The organism is Streptomyces sp. NPDC030838 (assembly GCF_055572035.1).
Genome location: NZ_JBVIED010000002.1, coordinates 494,594 through 509,405, shown reverse-complemented (window position 1 = coordinate 509,405; position 14,812 = coordinate 494,594). Strand labels below are relative to the sequence as shown.

Annotated in this window: 27 protein-coding genes; all 27 read left to right on the top strand. The window is 66.2% G+C overall.

What is annotated here, in order from left to right:
- Positions 1 to 2 precede the first annotated feature (2 nt).
- The 27 genes from rplD (at position 3) to ACZ42A_RS09270 (ending at position 14,702) form a co-directional block, all read left to right on the top strand.
- On the top strand, positions 3 to 659 hold the full coding sequence (gene rplD, locus ACZ42A_RS09400) for a 50S ribosomal protein L4 (RefSeq protein ID WP_166001520.1): 657 nt from the start codon (positions 3 to 5) through the stop codon (positions 657 to 659).
- Positions 659 to 1,078 (top strand): 50S ribosomal protein L23, encoded by a 420-nt coding sequence (gene rplW / locus ACZ42A_RS09395; RefSeq protein WP_468526560.1) that lies wholly within the window; start codon positions 659 to 661, stop codon positions 1,076 to 1,078. Before rplD ends, rplW begins: the two co-directional genes overlap by 1 nt.
- 40 nt (positions 1,079 to 1,118) lie before the next feature.
- A complete protein-coding gene (rplB, locus tag ACZ42A_RS09390; RefSeq protein WP_043503324.1) occupies positions 1,119 to 1,955 on the top strand; it encodes a 50S ribosomal protein L2 in 837 nt (278 codons plus the stop codon).
- A 12-nt stretch (positions 1,956 to 1,967) separates the two neighbouring features.
- Positions 1,968 to 2,249, top strand: coding sequence for a 30S ribosomal protein S19 (gene rpsS, locus ACZ42A_RS09385; RefSeq protein WP_030233885.1), 282 nt, complete (start codon positions 1,968 to 1,970; stop codon positions 2,247 to 2,249).
- A gap of 43 nt (positions 2,250 to 2,292) precedes the next feature.
- The gene (gene rplV / locus ACZ42A_RS09380) at positions 2,293 to 2,640 is read left to right on the top strand and encodes a 50S ribosomal protein L22 (protein ID WP_043503326.1); all 348 of its coding nucleotides are present in this window, start codon (positions 2,293 to 2,295) and stop codon (positions 2,638 to 2,640) included.
- Positions 2,640 to 3,464, top strand: a complete 825-nt coding sequence (rpsC, locus tag ACZ42A_RS09375) for a 30S ribosomal protein S3 (protein WP_010036723.1) — start codon at positions 2,640 to 2,642, stop codon at positions 3,462 to 3,464. The genes rplV and rpsC overlap by 1 nt, the downstream gene beginning before the upstream one ends.
- A gap of 5 nt (positions 3,465 to 3,469) precedes the next feature.
- Entirely contained in the window at positions 3,470 to 3,889 is a 420-nt protein-coding gene (gene rplP / locus ACZ42A_RS09370; RefSeq protein ID WP_029380975.1) for a 50S ribosomal protein L16, read from the top strand.
- Entirely contained in the window at positions 3,889 to 4,113 is a 225-nt protein-coding gene (gene rpmC / locus ACZ42A_RS09365; RefSeq protein ID WP_007494763.1) for a 50S ribosomal protein L29, read from the top strand. Before rplP ends, rpmC begins: the two co-directional genes overlap by 1 nt.
- A complete protein-coding gene (rpsQ, locus tag ACZ42A_RS09360) occupies positions 4,110 to 4,397 on the top strand; it encodes a 30S ribosomal protein S17 (RefSeq protein ID WP_028420769.1) in 288 nt (95 codons plus the stop codon). The genes rpmC and rpsQ overlap by 4 nt, the downstream gene beginning before the upstream one ends.
- 99 nt (positions 4,398 to 4,496) lie before the next feature.
- On the top strand, positions 4,497 to 4,865 hold the full coding sequence (gene rplN / locus ACZ42A_RS09355) for a 50S ribosomal protein L14 (RefSeq protein ID WP_003998823.1): 369 nt from the start codon (positions 4,497 to 4,499) through the stop codon (positions 4,863 to 4,865).
- Between the two features lie 2 nt (positions 4,866 to 4,867).
- Positions 4,868 to 5,191 carry a 50S ribosomal protein L24 gene (gene rplX / locus ACZ42A_RS09350; RefSeq protein WP_009327082.1) on the top strand — a complete coding sequence of 108 codons (324 nt, stop codon included), beginning with the start codon at positions 4,868 to 4,870 and terminating at the stop codon, positions 5,189 to 5,191.
- Positions 5,191 to 5,748 carry a 50S ribosomal protein L5 gene (gene rplE / locus ACZ42A_RS09345; RefSeq protein WP_004984522.1) on the top strand — a complete coding sequence of 186 codons (558 nt, stop codon included), beginning with the start codon at positions 5,191 to 5,193 and terminating at the stop codon, positions 5,746 to 5,748. Before rplX ends, rplE begins: the two co-directional genes overlap by 1 nt.
- A 5-nt stretch (positions 5,749 to 5,753) precedes the next feature.
- The gene (locus ACZ42A_RS09340) at positions 5,754 to 5,939 is read left to right on the top strand and encodes a type Z 30S ribosomal protein S14 (RefSeq protein WP_003956452.1); all 186 of its coding nucleotides are present in this window, start codon (positions 5,754 to 5,756) and stop codon (positions 5,937 to 5,939) included.
- A 210-nt stretch (positions 5,940 to 6,149) separates the two neighbouring features.
- The gene (rpsH, locus tag ACZ42A_RS09335; protein WP_043503329.1) at positions 6,150 to 6,548 is read left to right on the top strand and encodes a 30S ribosomal protein S8; all 399 of its coding nucleotides are present in this window, start codon (positions 6,150 to 6,152) and stop codon (positions 6,546 to 6,548) included.
- Positions 6,549 to 6,572: 24 nt separating this feature from the next.
- Complete coding sequence (gene rplF / locus ACZ42A_RS09330; protein ID WP_356147373.1) at positions 6,573 to 7,112, top strand: 50S ribosomal protein L6; 540 nt, start codon at positions 6,573 to 6,575, stop codon at positions 7,110 to 7,112.
- 3 nt (positions 7,113 to 7,115) lie between these two features.
- Positions 7,116 to 7,496, top strand: coding sequence for a 50S ribosomal protein L18 (gene rplR / locus ACZ42A_RS09325; protein ID WP_043503333.1), 381 nt, complete (start codon positions 7,116 to 7,118; stop codon positions 7,494 to 7,496).
- A 36-nt stretch (positions 7,497 to 7,532) separates the two neighbouring features.
- Positions 7,533 to 8,138, top strand: a complete 606-nt coding sequence (rpsE, locus tag ACZ42A_RS09320) for a 30S ribosomal protein S5 (protein WP_014674381.1) — start codon at positions 7,533 to 7,535, stop codon at positions 8,136 to 8,138.
- Between the two features lie 2 nt (positions 8,139 to 8,140).
- Positions 8,141 to 8,323, top strand: coding sequence for a 50S ribosomal protein L30 (gene rpmD, locus ACZ42A_RS09315; protein WP_003998814.1), 183 nt, complete (start codon positions 8,141 to 8,143; stop codon positions 8,321 to 8,323).
- A 2-nt stretch (positions 8,324 to 8,325) separates the two neighbouring features.
- Entirely contained in the window at positions 8,326 to 8,781 is a 456-nt protein-coding gene (gene rplO, locus ACZ42A_RS09310) for a 50S ribosomal protein L15 (RefSeq protein ID WP_014674382.1), read from the top strand.
- Positions 8,782 to 9,023: 242 nt separating this feature from the next.
- Positions 9,024 to 10,337 carry a preprotein translocase subunit SecY gene (gene secY, locus ACZ42A_RS09305; RefSeq protein ID WP_468526559.1) on the top strand — a complete coding sequence of 438 codons (1,314 nt, stop codon included), beginning with the start codon at positions 9,024 to 9,026 and terminating at the stop codon, positions 10,335 to 10,337.
- Positions 10,337 to 10,999: an adenylate kinase gene (locus ACZ42A_RS09300; RefSeq protein ID WP_468526558.1), complete on the top strand. Its 663-nt coding sequence runs from the start codon at positions 10,337 to 10,339 to the stop codon at positions 10,997 to 10,999. The genes secY and ACZ42A_RS09300 overlap by 1 nt, the downstream gene beginning before the upstream one ends.
- A 101-nt stretch (positions 11,000 to 11,100) precedes the next feature.
- On the top strand, positions 11,101 to 11,937 hold the full coding sequence (map, locus tag ACZ42A_RS09295; RefSeq protein WP_468526776.1) for a type I methionyl aminopeptidase: 837 nt from the start codon (positions 11,101 to 11,103) through the stop codon (positions 11,935 to 11,937).
- A gap of 141 nt (positions 11,938 to 12,078) precedes the next feature.
- On the top strand, positions 12,079 to 12,300 hold the full coding sequence (infA, locus tag ACZ42A_RS09290) for a translation initiation factor IF-1 (RefSeq protein ID WP_003948620.1): 222 nt from the start codon (positions 12,079 to 12,081) through the stop codon (positions 12,298 to 12,300).
- Positions 12,301 to 12,371: 71 nt separating this feature from the next.
- On the top strand, positions 12,372 to 12,485 hold the full coding sequence (gene rpmJ / locus ACZ42A_RS09285; protein ID WP_003998809.1) for a 50S ribosomal protein L36: 114 nt from the start codon (positions 12,372 to 12,374) through the stop codon (positions 12,483 to 12,485).
- Positions 12,486 to 12,677: 192 nt separating this feature from the next.
- Positions 12,678 to 13,058, top strand: coding sequence for a 30S ribosomal protein S13 (rpsM, locus tag ACZ42A_RS09280; protein ID WP_037858429.1), 381 nt, complete (start codon positions 12,678 to 12,680; stop codon positions 13,056 to 13,058).
- Positions 13,059 to 13,124: 66 nt separating this feature from the next.
- Complete coding sequence (gene rpsK / locus ACZ42A_RS09275) at positions 13,125 to 13,529, top strand: 30S ribosomal protein S11 (RefSeq protein WP_003956432.1); 405 nt, start codon at positions 13,125 to 13,127, stop codon at positions 13,527 to 13,529.
- A 150-nt stretch (positions 13,530 to 13,679) separates the two neighbouring features.
- On the top strand, positions 13,680 to 14,702 hold the full coding sequence (locus ACZ42A_RS09270; RefSeq protein ID WP_003966937.1) for a DNA-directed RNA polymerase subunit alpha: 1,023 nt from the start codon (positions 13,680 to 13,682) through the stop codon (positions 14,700 to 14,702).
- The last annotated feature ends 110 nt before the right edge of the window (positions 14,703 to 14,812 follow it).

Sequence of the window (14,812 nt, the reverse complement as noted above, 5' to 3'; positions counted from 1 at the left end):
CGATGAGCACTGTTGACATCCTTTCGCCGGCGGGCGACAAGGCCGGTTCCGTCGAGCTCCCCGCGGAGATCTTCGGCGTTGAGAAGGTCAGCATCCCGCTGATCCACCAGGTCGTCGTCGCGCAGCTGGCTGCCGCCCGTCAGGGCACGCACAAGACCAAGACCCGTGGCGAGGTCCGCGGCGGTGGCAAGAAGCCGTACCGCCAGAAGGGCACCGGTCGCGCCCGTCAGGGTTCGACCCGCGCGCCGCAGTTCGCCGGTGGTGGCGTCGTGCACGGTCCCGTGCCGCGCGACTACTCGCAGCGCACCCCGAAGAAGATGAAGGCTGCCGCTCTGCGTCACGCCCTCACCGACCGGGCGCGTCACAACCGCATCCACGTCGTCACCGGCGTGGTCGAGGGCGAGACCCCCTCCACGAAGGCCGCCAAGAGCCTGTTCGGCAAGATCAGCGAGCGCAAGAACCTGCTCCTGGTCGTCGACCGCTCCGACGAGGCCGCGTGGCTGTCCGCCCGCAACCTGCCCCAGGTCCACATCCTGGAGCCGGGCCAGCTGAACACGTACGACGTTCTCGTCTCGGACGACGTGGTCTTCACCAAGGCCGCCTTCGAGTCCTTCGTGTCCGGCCCGAAGGCCAATGACACCGAAGGGAGCGAGGCCTGATGGCTATCCGTCACCCCGCCATTGCCTCCAAGGCCGCCAAGGCCGCCAAGGCCGCGCGCGTCGCCAAGGCGCGTCGCCACGCCGCCGAGGGCAAGAACACCGTCGTCACCCCGGCGAGCAAGGCGTACACGGACCCCCGTGACGTCCTGATCAAGCCGGTCGTGTCCGAGAAGAGCTACGCGCTCCTCGACGAGAACAAGTACACGTTCGTCGTCGACCCGCGTGCCAACAAGACCCAGATCAAGGAGGCCGTGCAGGCGGTCTTCTCGGTCAAGGTCACCGGGGTCAACACGATCAACCGCCAGGGCAAGCGCAAGCGGACCCGCACCGGCTTCGGCCAGCGTGCCGCCACCAAGCGCGCGATCGTGACCCTCGCCGAGGGCGACCGTATCGACATCTTCGGCGGTCCGACCTCCTAAGGGAGGTCCGGATCGTCCGATATCGGACGAGGACTGAGAAATGGGTATCCGCAAGTACAAGCCGACGACTCCTGGCCGTCGTGGCGCCAGCGTCGCCGACTTCGTCGAGGTCACGCGGTCCACGCCGGAGAAGTCGCTGGTCCGCCCGCTGCACAGCAAGGGCGGCCGTAACAACGCTGGTCGTGTGACCGTCCGCCACCAGGGCGGTGGCCACAAGCGCGCCTACCGCGTGATCGACTTCCGTCGTCACGACAAGGACGGCGTGCCGGCGAAGGTCGCGCACATCGAGTACGACCCCAACCGCACGGCGCGTATCGCGCTGCTGCACTACGCCGACGGCGAGAAGCGCTACATCCTCGCGCCGCGCGGCCTGCAGCAGGGCGACCGCATCGAGAACGGTCCCGGGGCCGACATCAAGCCGGGCAACAACCTGGCCCTCCGCAACATCCCGGTCGGTACCACGATCCACGCGATCGAGCTCCGTCCCGGTGGCGGTGCCAAGTTCGCCCGTTCCGCCGGTGCCTCCGTGCAGCTGCTCGCGAAGGAGGGCGCCTACGCCCACCTCCGCATGCCGTCCGGAGAGATCCGCCTGGTCGACGTGCGCTGCCGCGCCACCGTCGGCGAGGTCGGCAACGCCGAGCAGAGCAACATCAACTGGGGTAAGGCCGGCCGCAAGCGCTGGCTGGGCGTTCGCCCGACCGTCCGTGGTGTGGTCATGAACCCGGTCGACCACCCGCACGGTGGTGGTGAGGGTCGTACCTCCGGTGGCCGCCACCCGGTCTCCCCGTGGGGCAAGAAGGAAGGCCGTACTCGTTCGCCCAAGAAGGCGTCGAACAAGTACATCGTCCGCCGCCGCAAGACGAACAAGAAGCGCTAAGGACGGGTTGAGATGCCTCGTAGCTTGAAGAAGGGGCCCTTCGTCGACGACCACCTGATGAAGAAGGTGGACGCCCAGAACGAAGCCGGCACCAAGAACGTCATCAAGACCTGGTCCCGGCGCTCCATGATCGTGCCGGCCATGCTGGGCCACACGCTGGCGGTGCACAACGGCAAGACCCACATCCCGGTGTTCGTCACCGAGTCGATGGTCGGCCACAAGCTCGGCGAGTTCTCGCCGACGCGCACCTTCCGGGGTCACGTCAAGGAAGACCGGAAGTCGAAGCGCCGCTAGTAGCGGATCGCATTCAGACACGTAAGTAACTGAAGGGACAACCATGGAAGCCAGGGCCCAGGCGCGGTACATCCGCGTCACGCCCATGAAGGCCCGCCGCGTGGTGGACCTTATCCGTGGCATGGACGCCACGGAGGCTCAGGCGGTCCTGCGATTCGCTCCGCAGGCTGCCTCCGTGCCGGTCGGCAAGGTGCTCGACAGCGCCATCGCCAACGCCGCGCACAACTACGACCACACCGACGTCGACAGCCTCTACATCGCCGAGGCCTACGTCGACGAGGGCCCGACCCTGAAGCGGTTCCGTCCGCGTGCCCAGGGCCGTGCCTACCGGATCCGCAAGCGGACCAGCCACATCACCGTGGTCGTCGCCAGCAAGGAAGGAACCCGGTAATGGGCCAGAAGGTAAACCCGCATGGGTTCCGGCTCGGTGTCACCACGGACTTCAAGTCCCGGTGGTACGCCGACAAGCTGTACAAGGACTACGTCAAGGAAGACGTCGCCATCCGTCGGATGATGACGTCCGGTATGGAGCGCGCCGGCATCTCCAAGGTGGAGATCGAGCGCACCCGTGACCGCGTCCGCGTCGACATCCACACCGCGCGTCCCGGCATCGTCATCGGCCGCCGTGGCGCCGAGGCCGACCGCATCCGCGGCGACCTGGAGAAGCTGACCGGCAAGCAGGTCCAGCTGAACATCCTCGAGGTCAAGAACCCGGAGACGGACGCTCAGCTGGTGGCCCAGGCCGTCGCCGAGCAGCTGTCCTCCCGCGTCTCCTTCCGTCGGGCCATGCGCAAGAGCATGCAGTCCGCCATGAAGGCCGGCGCCAAGGGCATCAAGATCCAGTGCGGTGGCCGTCTCGGCGGCGCCGAGATGTCCCGCTCGGAGTTCTACCGCGAGGGCCGTGTGCCCCTGCACACGCTCCGCGCGAACGTGGACTACGGCTTCTTCGAGGCCAAGACGACCTTCGGCCGCATCGGTGTGAAGGTCTGGATCTACAAGGGCGACGTCAAGAACATCGCCGAGGTCCGCGCCGAGAACGCTGCCGCCCGTGCGGGTAACCGCCCGGCCCGCGGTGGCGCCGACCGCCCGGCCCGTGGTGGCCGTGGTGGCGAGCGGCGCGGTCGCAAGCCGCAGCAGGCTGCCGGCGCCGAGGCCCCCAAGGCCGAGGCCCCCGCGGCTGCCGCTCCGGCTGAGAGCACCGGAACGGAGGCCTGACCGACATGCTGATCCCCCGTAGGGTCAAGCACCGCAAGCAGCACCACCCGAAGCGCAACGGTATGTCCAAGGGTGGGACGCAGGTTGCGTTCGGCGAGTACGGCATCCAGGCGCTGACCCCGGCGTACGTCACGAACCGCCAGATCGAGGCGGCTCGTATCGCCATGACCCGTCACATCAAGCGTGGCGGCAAGGTCTGGATCAACATCTACCCGGACCGCCCGCTGACGAAGAAGCCGGCCGAGACCCGCATGGGTTCCGGTAAGGGTTCTCCGGAGTGGTGGGTGGCCAACGTCAAGCCCGGACGCGTCATGTTCGAGCTGTCGTACCCCAACGAGAAGATCGCCCGTGAGGCGCTGACTCGTGCCGCCCACAAGCTGCCGATGAAGTGCCGGATCGTCAAGCGCGAGGCAGGTGAAGCGTGATGTCGGCCGGTACCAAGGCGTCCGAGCTGCGCGAGCTGGGCAACGAGGAGCTTCTGGCGAAGCTCCGCGAGGCCAAGGAAGAGCTGTTCAACCTCCGCTTCCAGGCGGCGACGGGCCAGCTCGAGAACCACGGCCGGCTGAAGGCCGTCCGTAAGGACATCGCGCGGATCTACACCCTGATGCGCGAGCGCGAGCTGGGCATCGAAACGGTGGAGAACGCATGAGCGAGAACAACGTGACTGAGCAGAACACCGAGGCGCGCGGCTTCCGCAAGACCCGCGAGGGTTACGTCGTCAGCGACAAGATGGACAAGACCGTCGTCGTCGCCGTCGAGGACCGCGTCAAGCACGCCCTGTACGGCAAGGTCATCCGCCGTACGAACAAGCTCAAGGCGCACGACGAGCAGAACGCCGCGGGTGTCGGCGACCGCGTCCTCCTCATGGAGACCCGGCCGCTGTCCGCGACGAAGCGCTGGCGCGTCGTCGAGATCCTCGAGAAGGCCAAGTAATTCCTGCGGGGCAAACCCGCAGGTCAGTTCCGCCAGGCTCGGCAGGGGTCCTCGTACTGAGGCCCCTGCCGGGAACCGGCAGACGATCAGGAGATAGACGTGATCCAGCAGGAGTCGCGACTGCGTGTCGCCGACAACACTGGTGCGAAGGAGATCCTTTGCATCCGTGTGCTCGGTGGCTCCGGTCGCCGCTACGCGGGCATCGGTGACGTCATCGTCGCCACCGTCAAGGACGCGATCCCCGGTGGCAACGTGAAGAAGGGTGACGTCGTCAAGGCGGTCATCGTTCGCACCGTCAAGGAGCGCCGCCGTCCGGACGGCTCGTACATCCGCTTCGACGAGAACGCCGCCGTCATTCTGAAGAACGACGGCGACCCTCGCGGCACCCGCATCTTCGGCCCGGTCGGCCGTGAGCTGCGCGAGAAGAAGTTCATGAAGATCATCTCGCTCGCGCCGGAGGTGCTGTAAGCATGAAGATCAAGAAGGGCGACCTGGTCCAGGTCATCACCGGTAAGGACAAGGGCAAGCAGGGCAAGGTCATCGCGGCCTTCCCCCGCGAGGACCGTGTCCTGGTCGAGGGTGTCAACCGGGTCAAGAAGCACACCAAGGCCGGTCCGACCGCTCGCGGTTCCCAGGCCGGCGGCATCGTGACCACCGAGGCGCCGATCCACGTCTCCAACGTCCAGCTGGTCGTGGAGAAGGACGGCAAGAAGGTCGTCACGCGTGTCGGCTACCGCTTCGACGAAGAGGGCAACAAGATCCGCGTTGCCAAGCGGACGGGTGAGGACATCTGATGGCTACCACCACCACTCCGCGTCTGAAGACGAAGTACCGCGAGGAGATCGCGGGCAAGCTGCGTGAGGAGTTCTCGTACGAGAACGTCATGCAGGTTCCCGGCCTCGTCAAGATCGTGGTCAACATGGGTGTCGGCGACGCCGCCCGTGACTCGAAGCTGATCGAGGGCGCGATCCGCGACCTGACCACCATCACCGGTCAGAAGCCGGCCGTCACCAAGGCCCGCAAGTCCATCGCGCAGTTCAAGCTGCGTGAGGGCCAGCCGATCGGTGCCCACGTCACGCTCCGTGGCGACCGCATGTGGGAGTTCCTGGACCGCACCCTGTCGCTCGCGCTGCCGCGCATCCGCGACTTCCGCGGCCTGTCCCCCAAGCAGTTCGACGGCCGTGGCAACTACACCTTCGGTCTCACGGAGCAGGTCATGTTCCACGAGATCGACCAGGACAAGATCGACCGTGTCCGGGGTATGGACATCACCGTGGTCACCACGGCGACCAACGACGAAGAGGGCCGTGCCCTTCTCCGTCACCTCGGCTTCCCGTTCAAGGAGGCGTGAGCGAGATGGCGAAGAAGGCTCTCATCGCGAAGGCTGCTCGCAAGCCCAAGTTCGGCGTGCGCGCGTACACCCGCTGCCAGCGCTGCGGTCGTCCGCACTCCGTCTACCGCAAGTTCGGCCTCTGCCGCGTGTGCCTTCGTGAGATGGCTCACCGTGGCGAGCTGCCGGGCGTGACCAAGAGCTCCTGGTAATCCCCTTAACAAGGGATTCCTGGACCTCTCGGTAAGCAACCGGGACGGCAGGGCCCGATACCCGCATGCCTTAGGCTTGGGGGGTTGGGCTCTGCCGCCCTGAACGACTTACTACGCCGTAGGTCCCCGCGCCGCACCCGTCCCGTCCATGTATGGGGAGAGGGATGGCGCATATAGGAAACCCCGGCGAGAAAGGCCACAGGCCAATTCATGACCATGACTGATCCGATCGCAGACATGCTGACGCGTCTGCGGAACGCGAACTCGGCGTACCACGACTCGGTGTCGATGCCGCACTCCAAGATCAAGTCTCACATCGCGGAGATCCTCCAGCAGGAGGGCTTCATCACGGGCTGGAAGGTCGAGGACGCCGAGGTCGGCAAGAACCTCGTCCTGGAGCTGAAGTTCGGCCCCAACCGTGAGCGCTCCATCGCGGGCATCAAGCGGATCTCCAAGCCCGGTCTCCGGGTGTACGCGAAGTCCACCAACCTGCCGAAGGTGCTCGGCGGCCTCGGCGTGGCGATCATCTCCACGTCCCACGGTCTGCTCACCGACAAGCAGGCGCAGAAGAAGGGCGTGGGTGGGGAAGTCCTCGCCTACGTCTGGTAACGGAAGGGAACGGAGGAAACAGCTATGTCGCGCATCGGCAAGCTCCCCATCCCGGTTCCCGCCGGCGTGGACGTCACCATCGACGGCCGTACGGTCAAGGTCAAGGGCCCCAAGGGCGAACTGACCCACACCGTTGCCGCGCCGATCGACATCGCTAAGGGCGAGGACGGCACCCTTCAGGTGCTGCGCCCGAACGACGAGCGGCAGAGCAAGGCCCTGCACGGCCTGTCCCGCACGCTGGTGGCGAACATGATCACCGGTGTGACCCAGGGATACGTCAAGAAGCTCGAGATCAGCGGTGTCGGTTACCGCGTGACCGCCAAGGGCTCGAACCTCGAGTTCGCGCTCGGTTACAGCCACCCGATTCTCGTCGAGGCCCCCGAGGGCATCACCTTCAAGGTGGAGACCCCGACCCGTTTCTCGGTCGAGGGCATCGACAAGCAGAAGGTCGGCGAGGTCGCGGCCAACATCCGCAAGCTGCGCAAGCCCGACCCGTACAAGGCCAAGGGCGTCAAGTACGAGGGCGAAGTCATCCGCCGCAAGGTCGGAAAGGCGGGTAAGTAAGCCATGGCATACGGGCAGAAGATCCTCAAGGGCGACGCCTACAAGCGCGCCGCGATCAAGCGCCGTCACATCCGGATCCGCAAGCGGATCTCCGGTACTGCGGAGCGCCCCCGTCTGGTCGTGACCCGCTCCAACCGCCACATCGTGGCGCAGGTGATCGACGACCTGAAGGGCCACACCCTGGCGTCGGCGTCCTCGCTGGACGCGTCGATCCGCGGTGCCGAGGACAAGTCCTCGCAGGCCAAGAAGGTCGGCGCCCTGGTCGCCGAGCGTGCCAAGGCCGCCGGTGTCGAGGCCGTCGTGTTCGACCGTGGTGGCAACCAGTACGCCGGGCGCATCGCCGCCCTGGCGGACGCCGCCCGCGAAGCCGGGCTCAAGTTCTGAGCCGCTTGTAGCTAGCGGAAAGAGAGAGGTAATCCAATGGCTGGACCCCAGCGCCGCGGAAGCGGTGCCGGTGGCGGCGAGCGGCGGGACCGGAAGGGCCGTGACGGCGGCGCTGCTGCCGCCGAGAAGACCGCGTACGTTGAGCGCGTTGTCGCGATCAACCGCGTCGCCAAGGTTGTGAAGGGTGGTCGTCGCTTCAGCTTCACCGCGCTGGTCGTGGTGGGCGACGGTGACGGCACCGTGGGTGTCGGTTACGGCAAGGCCAAGGAGGTGCCGGCCGCCATCGCCAAGGGCGTTGAGGAGGCCAAGAAGCACTTCTTCAAGGTCCCCCGGATCCAGGGCACCATCCCGCACCCCATCCAGGGTGAGAAGGCTGCCGGCGTCGTGCTGCTCAAGCCCGCGTCCCCGGGTACCGGTGTTATCGCCGGTGGTCCGGTGCGTGCCGTGCTCGAGTGCGCCGGTATCCACGACGTGCTGTCGAAGTCGCTCGGCTCCGACAACGCCATCAACATCGTGCACGCGACCGTGGAGGCCCTGAAGGGTCTGCAGCGTCCCGAGGAGATCGCGGCCCGCCGTGGTCTGCCGCTCGAGGACGTCGCTCCCGCGGCCCTGCTGCGTGCGCGTGCCGGGGTGGGTGCGTAATCATGGCGCAGCTCAAGATCACGCAGGTCAAGTCCTACATCGGCAGCAAGCAGAACCACCGTGACACTCTGCGGTCGCTTGGTCTCAAGGGGATCAACACCGTGGTCGTCAAGGAGGACCGCCCCGAGTTCCGCGGCATGGTGCACACCGTCCGCCACCTCGTGACGGTCGAGGAGGTCGACTGATCATGGCGGAGCAGAACCCGCTGAAGATCCACAACCTCCGTCCGGCCCCCGGCGCCAAGACCGCCAAGACCCGTGTCGGTCGTGGTGAGGCGTCGAAGGGTAAGACGGCCGGTCGTGGTACCAAGGGCACCAAGGCCCGCTACCAGGTTCCGGAGCGCTTCGAGGGTGGCCAGATGCCGCTGCACATGCGCCTCCCGAAGCTGAAGGGCTTCAAGAACCCGTTCAAGACCGAGTACCAGGTCGTGAACCTCGACAAGCTGGCCGCGCTGTACCCGGAGGGTGGCGAGGTCACCGTCGAGGGTCTGGTCGCCAAGGGTGCCGTTCGCAAGAACAGCCTCGTCAAGGTGCTCGGCCAGGGCGAGATCTCCGTGGCGCTGCAGGTGACGGTCGACGCCGTCTCCGGCTCCGCCAAGGAGAAGATCACCGCCGCCGGCGGTACCGTCACCGAGCTCGTCTGAGTCCCTCAGGCGTCTCGATGACTTGAGCGATCCCGACCGGGGATACCCCACAAATGGGGTATCCCCGGTTGGTCGTTCCTAGGGTGGCAGTCTCGCCGGTAAGGTGGCCTGCACTGCCAACTTTCACTGGGTGCCGTACCTCGGGCACTCTGTGCGGCAGTTGACCGTTACGTATTCGTTGTCCATCGGAATCTCAAGACCGTCACCCTTGACGCAGATGCGCGGGGGTCGCAGGAGGCACCGTGCTCACCGCGTTCGCCCGGGCGTTCAAGACGCCCGACCTGCGCAAGAAGCTGCTCTTCACGCTCGGCATCATCGTGGTGTACCGGATCGGTACGCACATCCCGATCCCGGGTGTCGACTACCGGAACGTCCAGACCTGTATCGACGTCGCCAAGGGCAACCAAGGCATCTTCGGTCTGGTCAACATGTTCAGTGGCGGCGCACTGCTGCAGATCACGATCTTCGCGCTGGGCATCATGCCGTACATCACCGCGAGCATCATCCTCCAGCTGCTGACGGTGGTGATCCCGCGCCTGGAAGCCCTGAAGAAGGAGGGCCAGTCCGGCACGGCGAAGATCACGCAGTACACCCGTTACCTGACCGTCGCGCTCGCCGTCCTGCAGGGCACCGGCCTGGTGGCCACCGCCCGCAGCGGCGCCCTCTTCAACGGCTGCCCGGTCGCCACGGAGATCGTTCCGGACCAGTCCATCTTCGTGACCGTGACCATGGTCATCACCATGACCGCCGGCACCGCCGTCGTCATGTGGCTGGGCGAGCTGATCACCGACCGCGGTATCGGCAACGGCATGTCGATCCTGATGTTCATCTCGATCGCCGCGACCTTCCCGGCCGCGCTGTGGGCCATCAAGCAGGCGGGCACCCTGGCCGACGGCTGGATCGAGTTCGGCACCGTCATCCTCGTCGGTTTCTTCATGGTCGGCCTGGTGGTCTTCGTCGAGCAGGCCCAGCGCCGCATTCCGGTCCAGTACGCCAAGCGCATGATCGGCCGCCGTTCCTACGGCGGTACGTCGACGTACATCCCGCTGAAGGTGAACCAGGCCGGTGTGATTCCGGTCATCTTCGCGTCGTCGCTGCTCTACATCCCGGCGCTGATCGTCCAGTTCTCCAACTCCACGGCCGGCTGGGCGAGCTGGATCCAGGGCAACCTGGCAGACCCCTCGGCGCCCGTTCACATCACGATCTACTTCTTCCTGATTGTCTTCTTCGCGTTCTTCTACGTGGCCATCTCGTTCAACCCCGAGGAAGTCGCGGACAACATGAAGAAGTATGGTGGCTTCATCCCGGGCATCCGGGCTGGCCGACCGACCGCTGAGTACCTGTCGTACGTGCTCAACCGGATCACCTGGCCGGGTTCGCTGTACCTGGGCTTGATCGCTCTCGTGCCGACAATGGCGTTGGCCGGTTTCGGGGCAGACCAGAACTTCCCGTTCGGCGGGACCAGCATCCTGATCATCGTGGGTGTCGGTCTTGAGACCGTGAAGCAGATCGAGAGCCAGCTCCAGCAGCGCAATTACGAAGGGTTCCTCCGCTGATGCGAATCGTCCTCGTCGGGCCGCCGGGTGCCGGTAAGGGTACGCAAGCCACGCGCCTTGCCGAGAAGCTGTCGATCCCGCACATCTCCACGGGCGACCTGTTCCGCGCCAACATCAGCCGGCAGACGGAGCTCGGCAAGCTCGCGAAGTCCTACATGGACGCCGGCAATCTGGTGCCGGACGAGGTCACCATCGCGATGGCGAAGGACCGCATGGAGCAGCCGGACGCCGAGAACGGCTTCCTGCTGGACGGCTTCCCGCGCAATGTCTCGCAGGCCGAGGCGCTGGACGAGCTGCTGACCACCGAGGGCATCCAGCTGGACGCGGTGCTCGACCTGGAGGCGCCGGAGGACGAGGTCGTCAAGCGGATCGCCGGCCGGCGGATCTGCCGCAAGGACTCCAGCCACGTCTTCCACGTCACGTACAGCAAGCCGAAGGCGGAGGGCGTCTGCGACGTCTGCGGCGGCGAGCTGTACCAGCGCGACGACGACTCCGAGGACACCGTCCGCAAGCGGCTCGAGGTCTACCACACGCAGACCGAGCCGATCATCGACTACTACAAGGCGCAGGGGCTGGTCGTGACCATCTCCGCGCTGGGTGCGGTCGACGAGGTCACGGGTCGCGCGCTGGAGGCGCTGAAGCGTGAGGACGACGGCCAGTAGCCGTCGGATGCGGTACCGGCCGTGGCACCCCGAGGGGCGTCACGGCCGTACTGTTGTGTACGTAACCGGTTGACGTGAGTGACGGAGAGCGCAGGGCCCCCATGGTGCAGATCAAGACCCCCGAGCAGATCGCCAAGATGCGTGCGGCGGGGCTGGTCGTCGCAGCCATCCACGCGGCCACCCGGGAGGCCGCGGTGCCCGGCGCCTCCACCAAGGACCTCGACCAGGTGGCCCGCAAGGTGCTCGCCGACCACGGGGCGAAGTCGAACTTCCTCGGCTACGGCGGTTTCCCGGCGACCATCTGCACCTCCGTGAACGACGTGGTCGTCCACGGCATCCCGTCGGACGACGTCGTCCTCAAGGACGGCGACATCATCTCCATCGACTGCGGCGCGATCGTCGACGGCTGGCACGGTGACGCCGCCTACACGGCGTTCGTGGGCTCCGGTCACGCCCCGGAGCTGGTCGAGCTCTCCCGGGTGACCGAGGAGTCGATGTGGGCCGGTATCGCGGCCATGAAGCAGGGCAACCGGCTCGTCGACATCTCCCGGGCCATCGAGACGTACATCCGCCGCCAGCCGAAGCCGGGCGGCGGCCGCTACGGGATCATCGAGGACTACGGCGGCCACGGCATCGGCTCCGAGATGCACATGGACCCGCACCTGCTGAACTACGTCGACCGCCGCCGCGGCAAGGGCCCCAAGCTGGTCCCCGGCTTCTGCCTGGCCATCGAGCCGATGGTCTCCCTGGGCACTCCGAAGACGGAGGTCCTGGACGACGACTGGACGGTCATCACGACCGACGGCACCTGGTCGTCCCACTGGGAGCACTCGGTGGCCCTTACTGAGCAGGGCCCGCTGGTGCTGACCGCCCCCGACGGCGGCAAGGCGAAGCTCGCCGAGTACGGCATTACGGCTGCGCCGGATCCTCTCGCATAATGATCTTTCGCGTGGGGCAGACTGCCTCGATTCGTGTTTCCGGGTGCGCTGACGTAGACTGACTCGTCGGCTCTTGTGTACCCGCATGTCTGCATGCGCTCACACTGAGTCGATCAAGGTAGTCGATTCGAAGGGCGAAGCGTGGCCAAGAAGCAAGGTGCCATCGAGATCGAGGGCACTGTCGTCGAGTCTCTGCCGAACGCCATGTTCAAGGTCGAGCTCCAGAACGGCCACCAGGTCCTGGCACACATCAGCGGCAAGATGCGTATGCACTACATCCGCATCCTCCCTGACGACCGGGTCGTGGTGGAGCTGTCTCCGTACGACCTGACGCGTGGCCGGATCGTCTACCGGTACAAGTAGATCTTGCCCACGTCCCGTGCTCTCCCTGTGCACGGGACCGCCGGCAACTGACCCGGAGAACCTCACATCCCATGAAGGTCAAGCCGAGCGTCAAGAAGATCTGCGACAAGTGCAGGGTGATCCGCCGTCACGGCCGGGTCATGGTCATCTGCGAGAACCCGCGCCACAAGCAGCGCCAGGGCTGACGCACGACCGATCCCTCTGCACCGCTATCGCAGAGATTCGCGCGACGCGAGCTGAATTTGTTCATACGCAGGGCCCAAGCCGCACCGCGGCTTGACACCCCCGGTCGGAGGCCGGGGACCCAGTCCGTACCTGATACGGCGGCTGGGAACCGGTTCTGCGGAAGACCTCCGAAGATCACCAGGAGCCATTGAATGGCACGCGTTTCCGGTGTCGACATCCCGCGCGAAAAGCGCGTGGAGGTCGCTCTCACCTACGTGTTCGGCATCGGCCGGACCCTCTCGCAGCAGACGCTGGCTGCCACGGGCGTCGACCCGAACACCCGCGTCCGTGACCTGAGCGAAGAGCAGCTCGTCGCGATCCGCGAGTACGTCGACAACAACATCAAGACCGAGGGTGACCTCCGTCGCGAGATCCAGGCCGACATCCGCCGCAAGGTCGAGATCGGCTGCTACCAGGGTCTCCGTCACCGTCGCGGTCTGCCCGTCCGCGGTCAGCGCACCAGCACCAACGCCCGCACCCGCAAGGGCCCGCGTCGCGCCATCGCCGGCAAGAAGAAGCCGGGCAAGAAGTAGTCCGCAGCGGACACGCCGTCCAGCGGTCTTCGCTGTAGGACCGACCACCTCCCGTAGGAGTTATAGATGCCCCCCAAGGGTCGTCAGGGCGCTGCCAAGAAGGTGCGCCGCAAGGAAAAGAAGAACGTCGCTCACGGCCACGCGCACATCAAGAGCACGTTCAACAACACGATCGTCTCCATCACGGACCCGTCCGGCAACGTGATCTCCTGGGCCTCCGCCGGCCACGTCGGCTTCAAGGGCTCCCGGAAGTCCACGCCGTTCGCCGCGCAGATGGCCGCCGAGTCGGCTGCCCGCCGCGCCCAGGAGCACGGCATGCGCAAGGTCGACGTGTTCGTGAAGGGTCCGGGTTCGGGTCGTGAGACCGCGATCCGCTCCCTGCAGGCCACGGGCCTCGAGGTCGGCTCCATCCAGGACGTCACCCCGACCCCGCACAACGGCTGCCGTCCGCCGAAGCGTCGTCGCGTCTGACGCGTCGCGCTCCGCGAGCAGTGGTTTCGGGCGGTACGGCTCTGCAGGGCCGTATCGCCCGTACCCTTGCAGTACCCGCACTTTTCACGGGTGCGGTTTCCGTCGGACGTCAAATAGCGGGCGTCCACGAATGAAGGATCTGATCCACACATGCTGATCGCTCAGCGTCCCTCGTTGACCGAAGAGGTCGTCGACGAGTTCCGCTCCCGGTTCGTGATCGAGCCGCTGGAGCCGGGCTTCGGTTACACCCTCGGCAACTCCCTCCGCCGTACCCTCCTGTCCTCGATCCCGGGTGCCGCCGTCACCTCGATCCGGATCGACGGCGTGCTGCACGAGTTCACCACCGTGCCGGGCGTCAAGGAGGACGTCACCGACCTGATCCTCAACATCAAGCAGCTGGTCGTCTCCTCGGAGCACGACGAGCCGGTCGTGATGTACCTGCGCAAGCAGGGCCCGGGTCTGGTCACCGCCGCCGACATCGCGCCCCCGGCCGGTGTCGAGGTGCACAACCCCGACCTGGTCCTCGCCACGCTCAACGGCAAGGGCAAGCTGGAGATGGAGCTGACCGTCGAGCGCGGTCGCGGCTACGTCTCGGCCGTGCAGAACAAGCAGGTCGGCCAGGAGATCGGCCGTATCCCGGTCGACTCCATCTACTCGCCGGTGCTCAAGGTCACGTACAAGGTCGAGGCCACGCGTGTCGAGCAGCGCACCGACTTCGACAAGCTGATCGTCGACGTCGAGACCAAGCAGGCGATGCGTCCGCGTGACGCCATGGCCTCCGCCGGCAAGACCCTGGTCGAGCTGTTCGGTCTCGCCCGCGAGCTGAACATCGATGCCGAGGGCATCGACATGGGTCCGTCCCCGACGGACGCCGCCCTTGCCGCCGACCTGGCGCTGCCGATCGAGGAGCTGGAGCTCACCGTTCGGTCGTACAACTGCCTCAAGCGTGAGGGCATCCACTCCGTGGGTGAGCTCGTCGCTCGTTCCGAGGCTGACCTCCTCGACATTCGCAACTTCGGTGCGAAGTCCATCGACGAGGTCAAGGCGAAGCTGGCGGGTATGGGCCTCGCGCTCAAGGACAGCCCGCCTGGATTCGACCCGACCGCCGCTGCGGACGCGTTCGGTGCTGATGACGATGCTGACGCCGGTTTCGTGGAGACCGAGCAGTACTGATTCGGCTGCCGGTCCGTTGTGGCTGGTCGCGCAGTTCCCCGCGCCCCTGAGGGGCGCGGACCCTTCCGGGCGTCTGAAAAGGCGCCCGGATCTCTGACAGACAACCGTCT

Bases quoted from the DNA above. Each gene is read 5' to 3' on its own strand.
- rplP (WP_029380975.1), top strand. From the start codon at position 3,470: ATGCTGATCCCCCGTAGGGTCAAGCACCGCAAGCAGCACCACCCGAAG.
- rplE (WP_004984522.1), top strand. From the start codon at position 5,191: ATGGCTACCACCACCACTCCGCGTCTGAAGACGAAGTACCGCGAGGAG.
- map (WP_468526776.1), top strand. From the start codon at position 11,101: ATGGTGCAGATCAAGACCCCCGAGCAGATCGCCAAGATGCGTGCGGCG.
- rplF (WP_356147373.1), top strand. From the start codon at position 6,573: ATGTCGCGCATCGGCAAGCTCCCCATCCCGGTTCCCGCCGGCGTGGAC.
- rplV (WP_043503326.1), top strand. From the start codon at position 2,293: ATGGAAGCCAGGGCCCAGGCGCGGTACATCCGCGTCACGCCCATGAAG.
- ACZ42A_RS09300 (WP_468526558.1), top strand. From the start codon at position 10,337: ATGCGAATCGTCCTCGTCGGGCCGCCGGGTGCCGGTAAGGGTACGCAA.
- rpsC (WP_010036723.1), top strand. From the start codon at position 2,640: ATGGGCCAGAAGGTAAACCCGCATGGGTTCCGGCTCGGTGTCACCACG.
- rpsS (WP_030233885.1), top strand. From the start codon at position 1,968: ATGCCTCGTAGCTTGAAGAAGGGGCCCTTCGTCGACGACCACCTGATG.
- rplD (WP_166001520.1), top strand. From the start codon at position 3: ATGAGCACTGTTGACATCCTTTCGCCGGCGGGCGACAAGGCCGGTTCC.
- rplW (WP_468526560.1), top strand. From the start codon at position 659: ATGGCTATCCGTCACCCCGCCATTGCCTCCAAGGCCGCCAAGGCCGCC.
- rplB (WP_043503324.1), top strand. From the start codon at position 1,119: ATGGGTATCCGCAAGTACAAGCCGACGACTCCTGGCCGTCGTGGCGCC.
- rpmC (WP_007494763.1), top strand. From the start codon at position 3,889: ATGTCGGCCGGTACCAAGGCGTCCGAGCTGCGCGAGCTGGGCAACGAG.
- rpsM (WP_037858429.1), top strand. From the start codon at position 12,678: ATGGCACGCGTTTCCGGTGTCGACATCCCGCGCGAAAAGCGCGTGGAG.
- rpmD (WP_003998814.1), top strand. From the start codon at position 8,141: ATGGCGCAGCTCAAGATCACGCAGGTCAAGTCCTACATCGGCAGCAAG.
- ACZ42A_RS09340 (WP_003956452.1), top strand. From the start codon at position 5,754: ATGGCGAAGAAGGCTCTCATCGCGAAGGCTGCTCGCAAGCCCAAGTTC.
- rpsH (WP_043503329.1), top strand. From the start codon at position 6,150: ATGACCATGACTGATCCGATCGCAGACATGCTGACGCGTCTGCGGAAC.
- rplX (WP_009327082.1), top strand. From the start codon at position 4,868: ATGAAGATCAAGAAGGGCGACCTGGTCCAGGTCATCACCGGTAAGGAC.
- rplR (WP_043503333.1), top strand. From the start codon at position 7,116: ATGGCATACGGGCAGAAGATCCTCAAGGGCGACGCCTACAAGCGCGCC.
- ACZ42A_RS09270 (WP_003966937.1), top strand. From the start codon at position 13,680: ATGCTGATCGCTCAGCGTCCCTCGTTGACCGAAGAGGTCGTCGACGAG.
- rpsK (WP_003956432.1), top strand. From the start codon at position 13,125: ATGCCCCCCAAGGGTCGTCAGGGCGCTGCCAAGAAGGTGCGCCGCAAG.
- rplO (WP_014674382.1), top strand. From the start codon at position 8,326: ATGGCGGAGCAGAACCCGCTGAAGATCCACAACCTCCGTCCGGCCCCC.
- rpsQ (WP_028420769.1), top strand. From the start codon at position 4,110: ATGAGCGAGAACAACGTGACTGAGCAGAACACCGAGGCGCGCGGCTTC.
- rpsE (WP_014674381.1), top strand. From the start codon at position 7,533: ATGGCTGGACCCCAGCGCCGCGGAAGCGGTGCCGGTGGCGGCGAGCGG.
- rpmJ (WP_003998809.1), top strand. From the start codon at position 12,372: ATGAAGGTCAAGCCGAGCGTCAAGAAGATCTGCGACAAGTGCAGGGTG.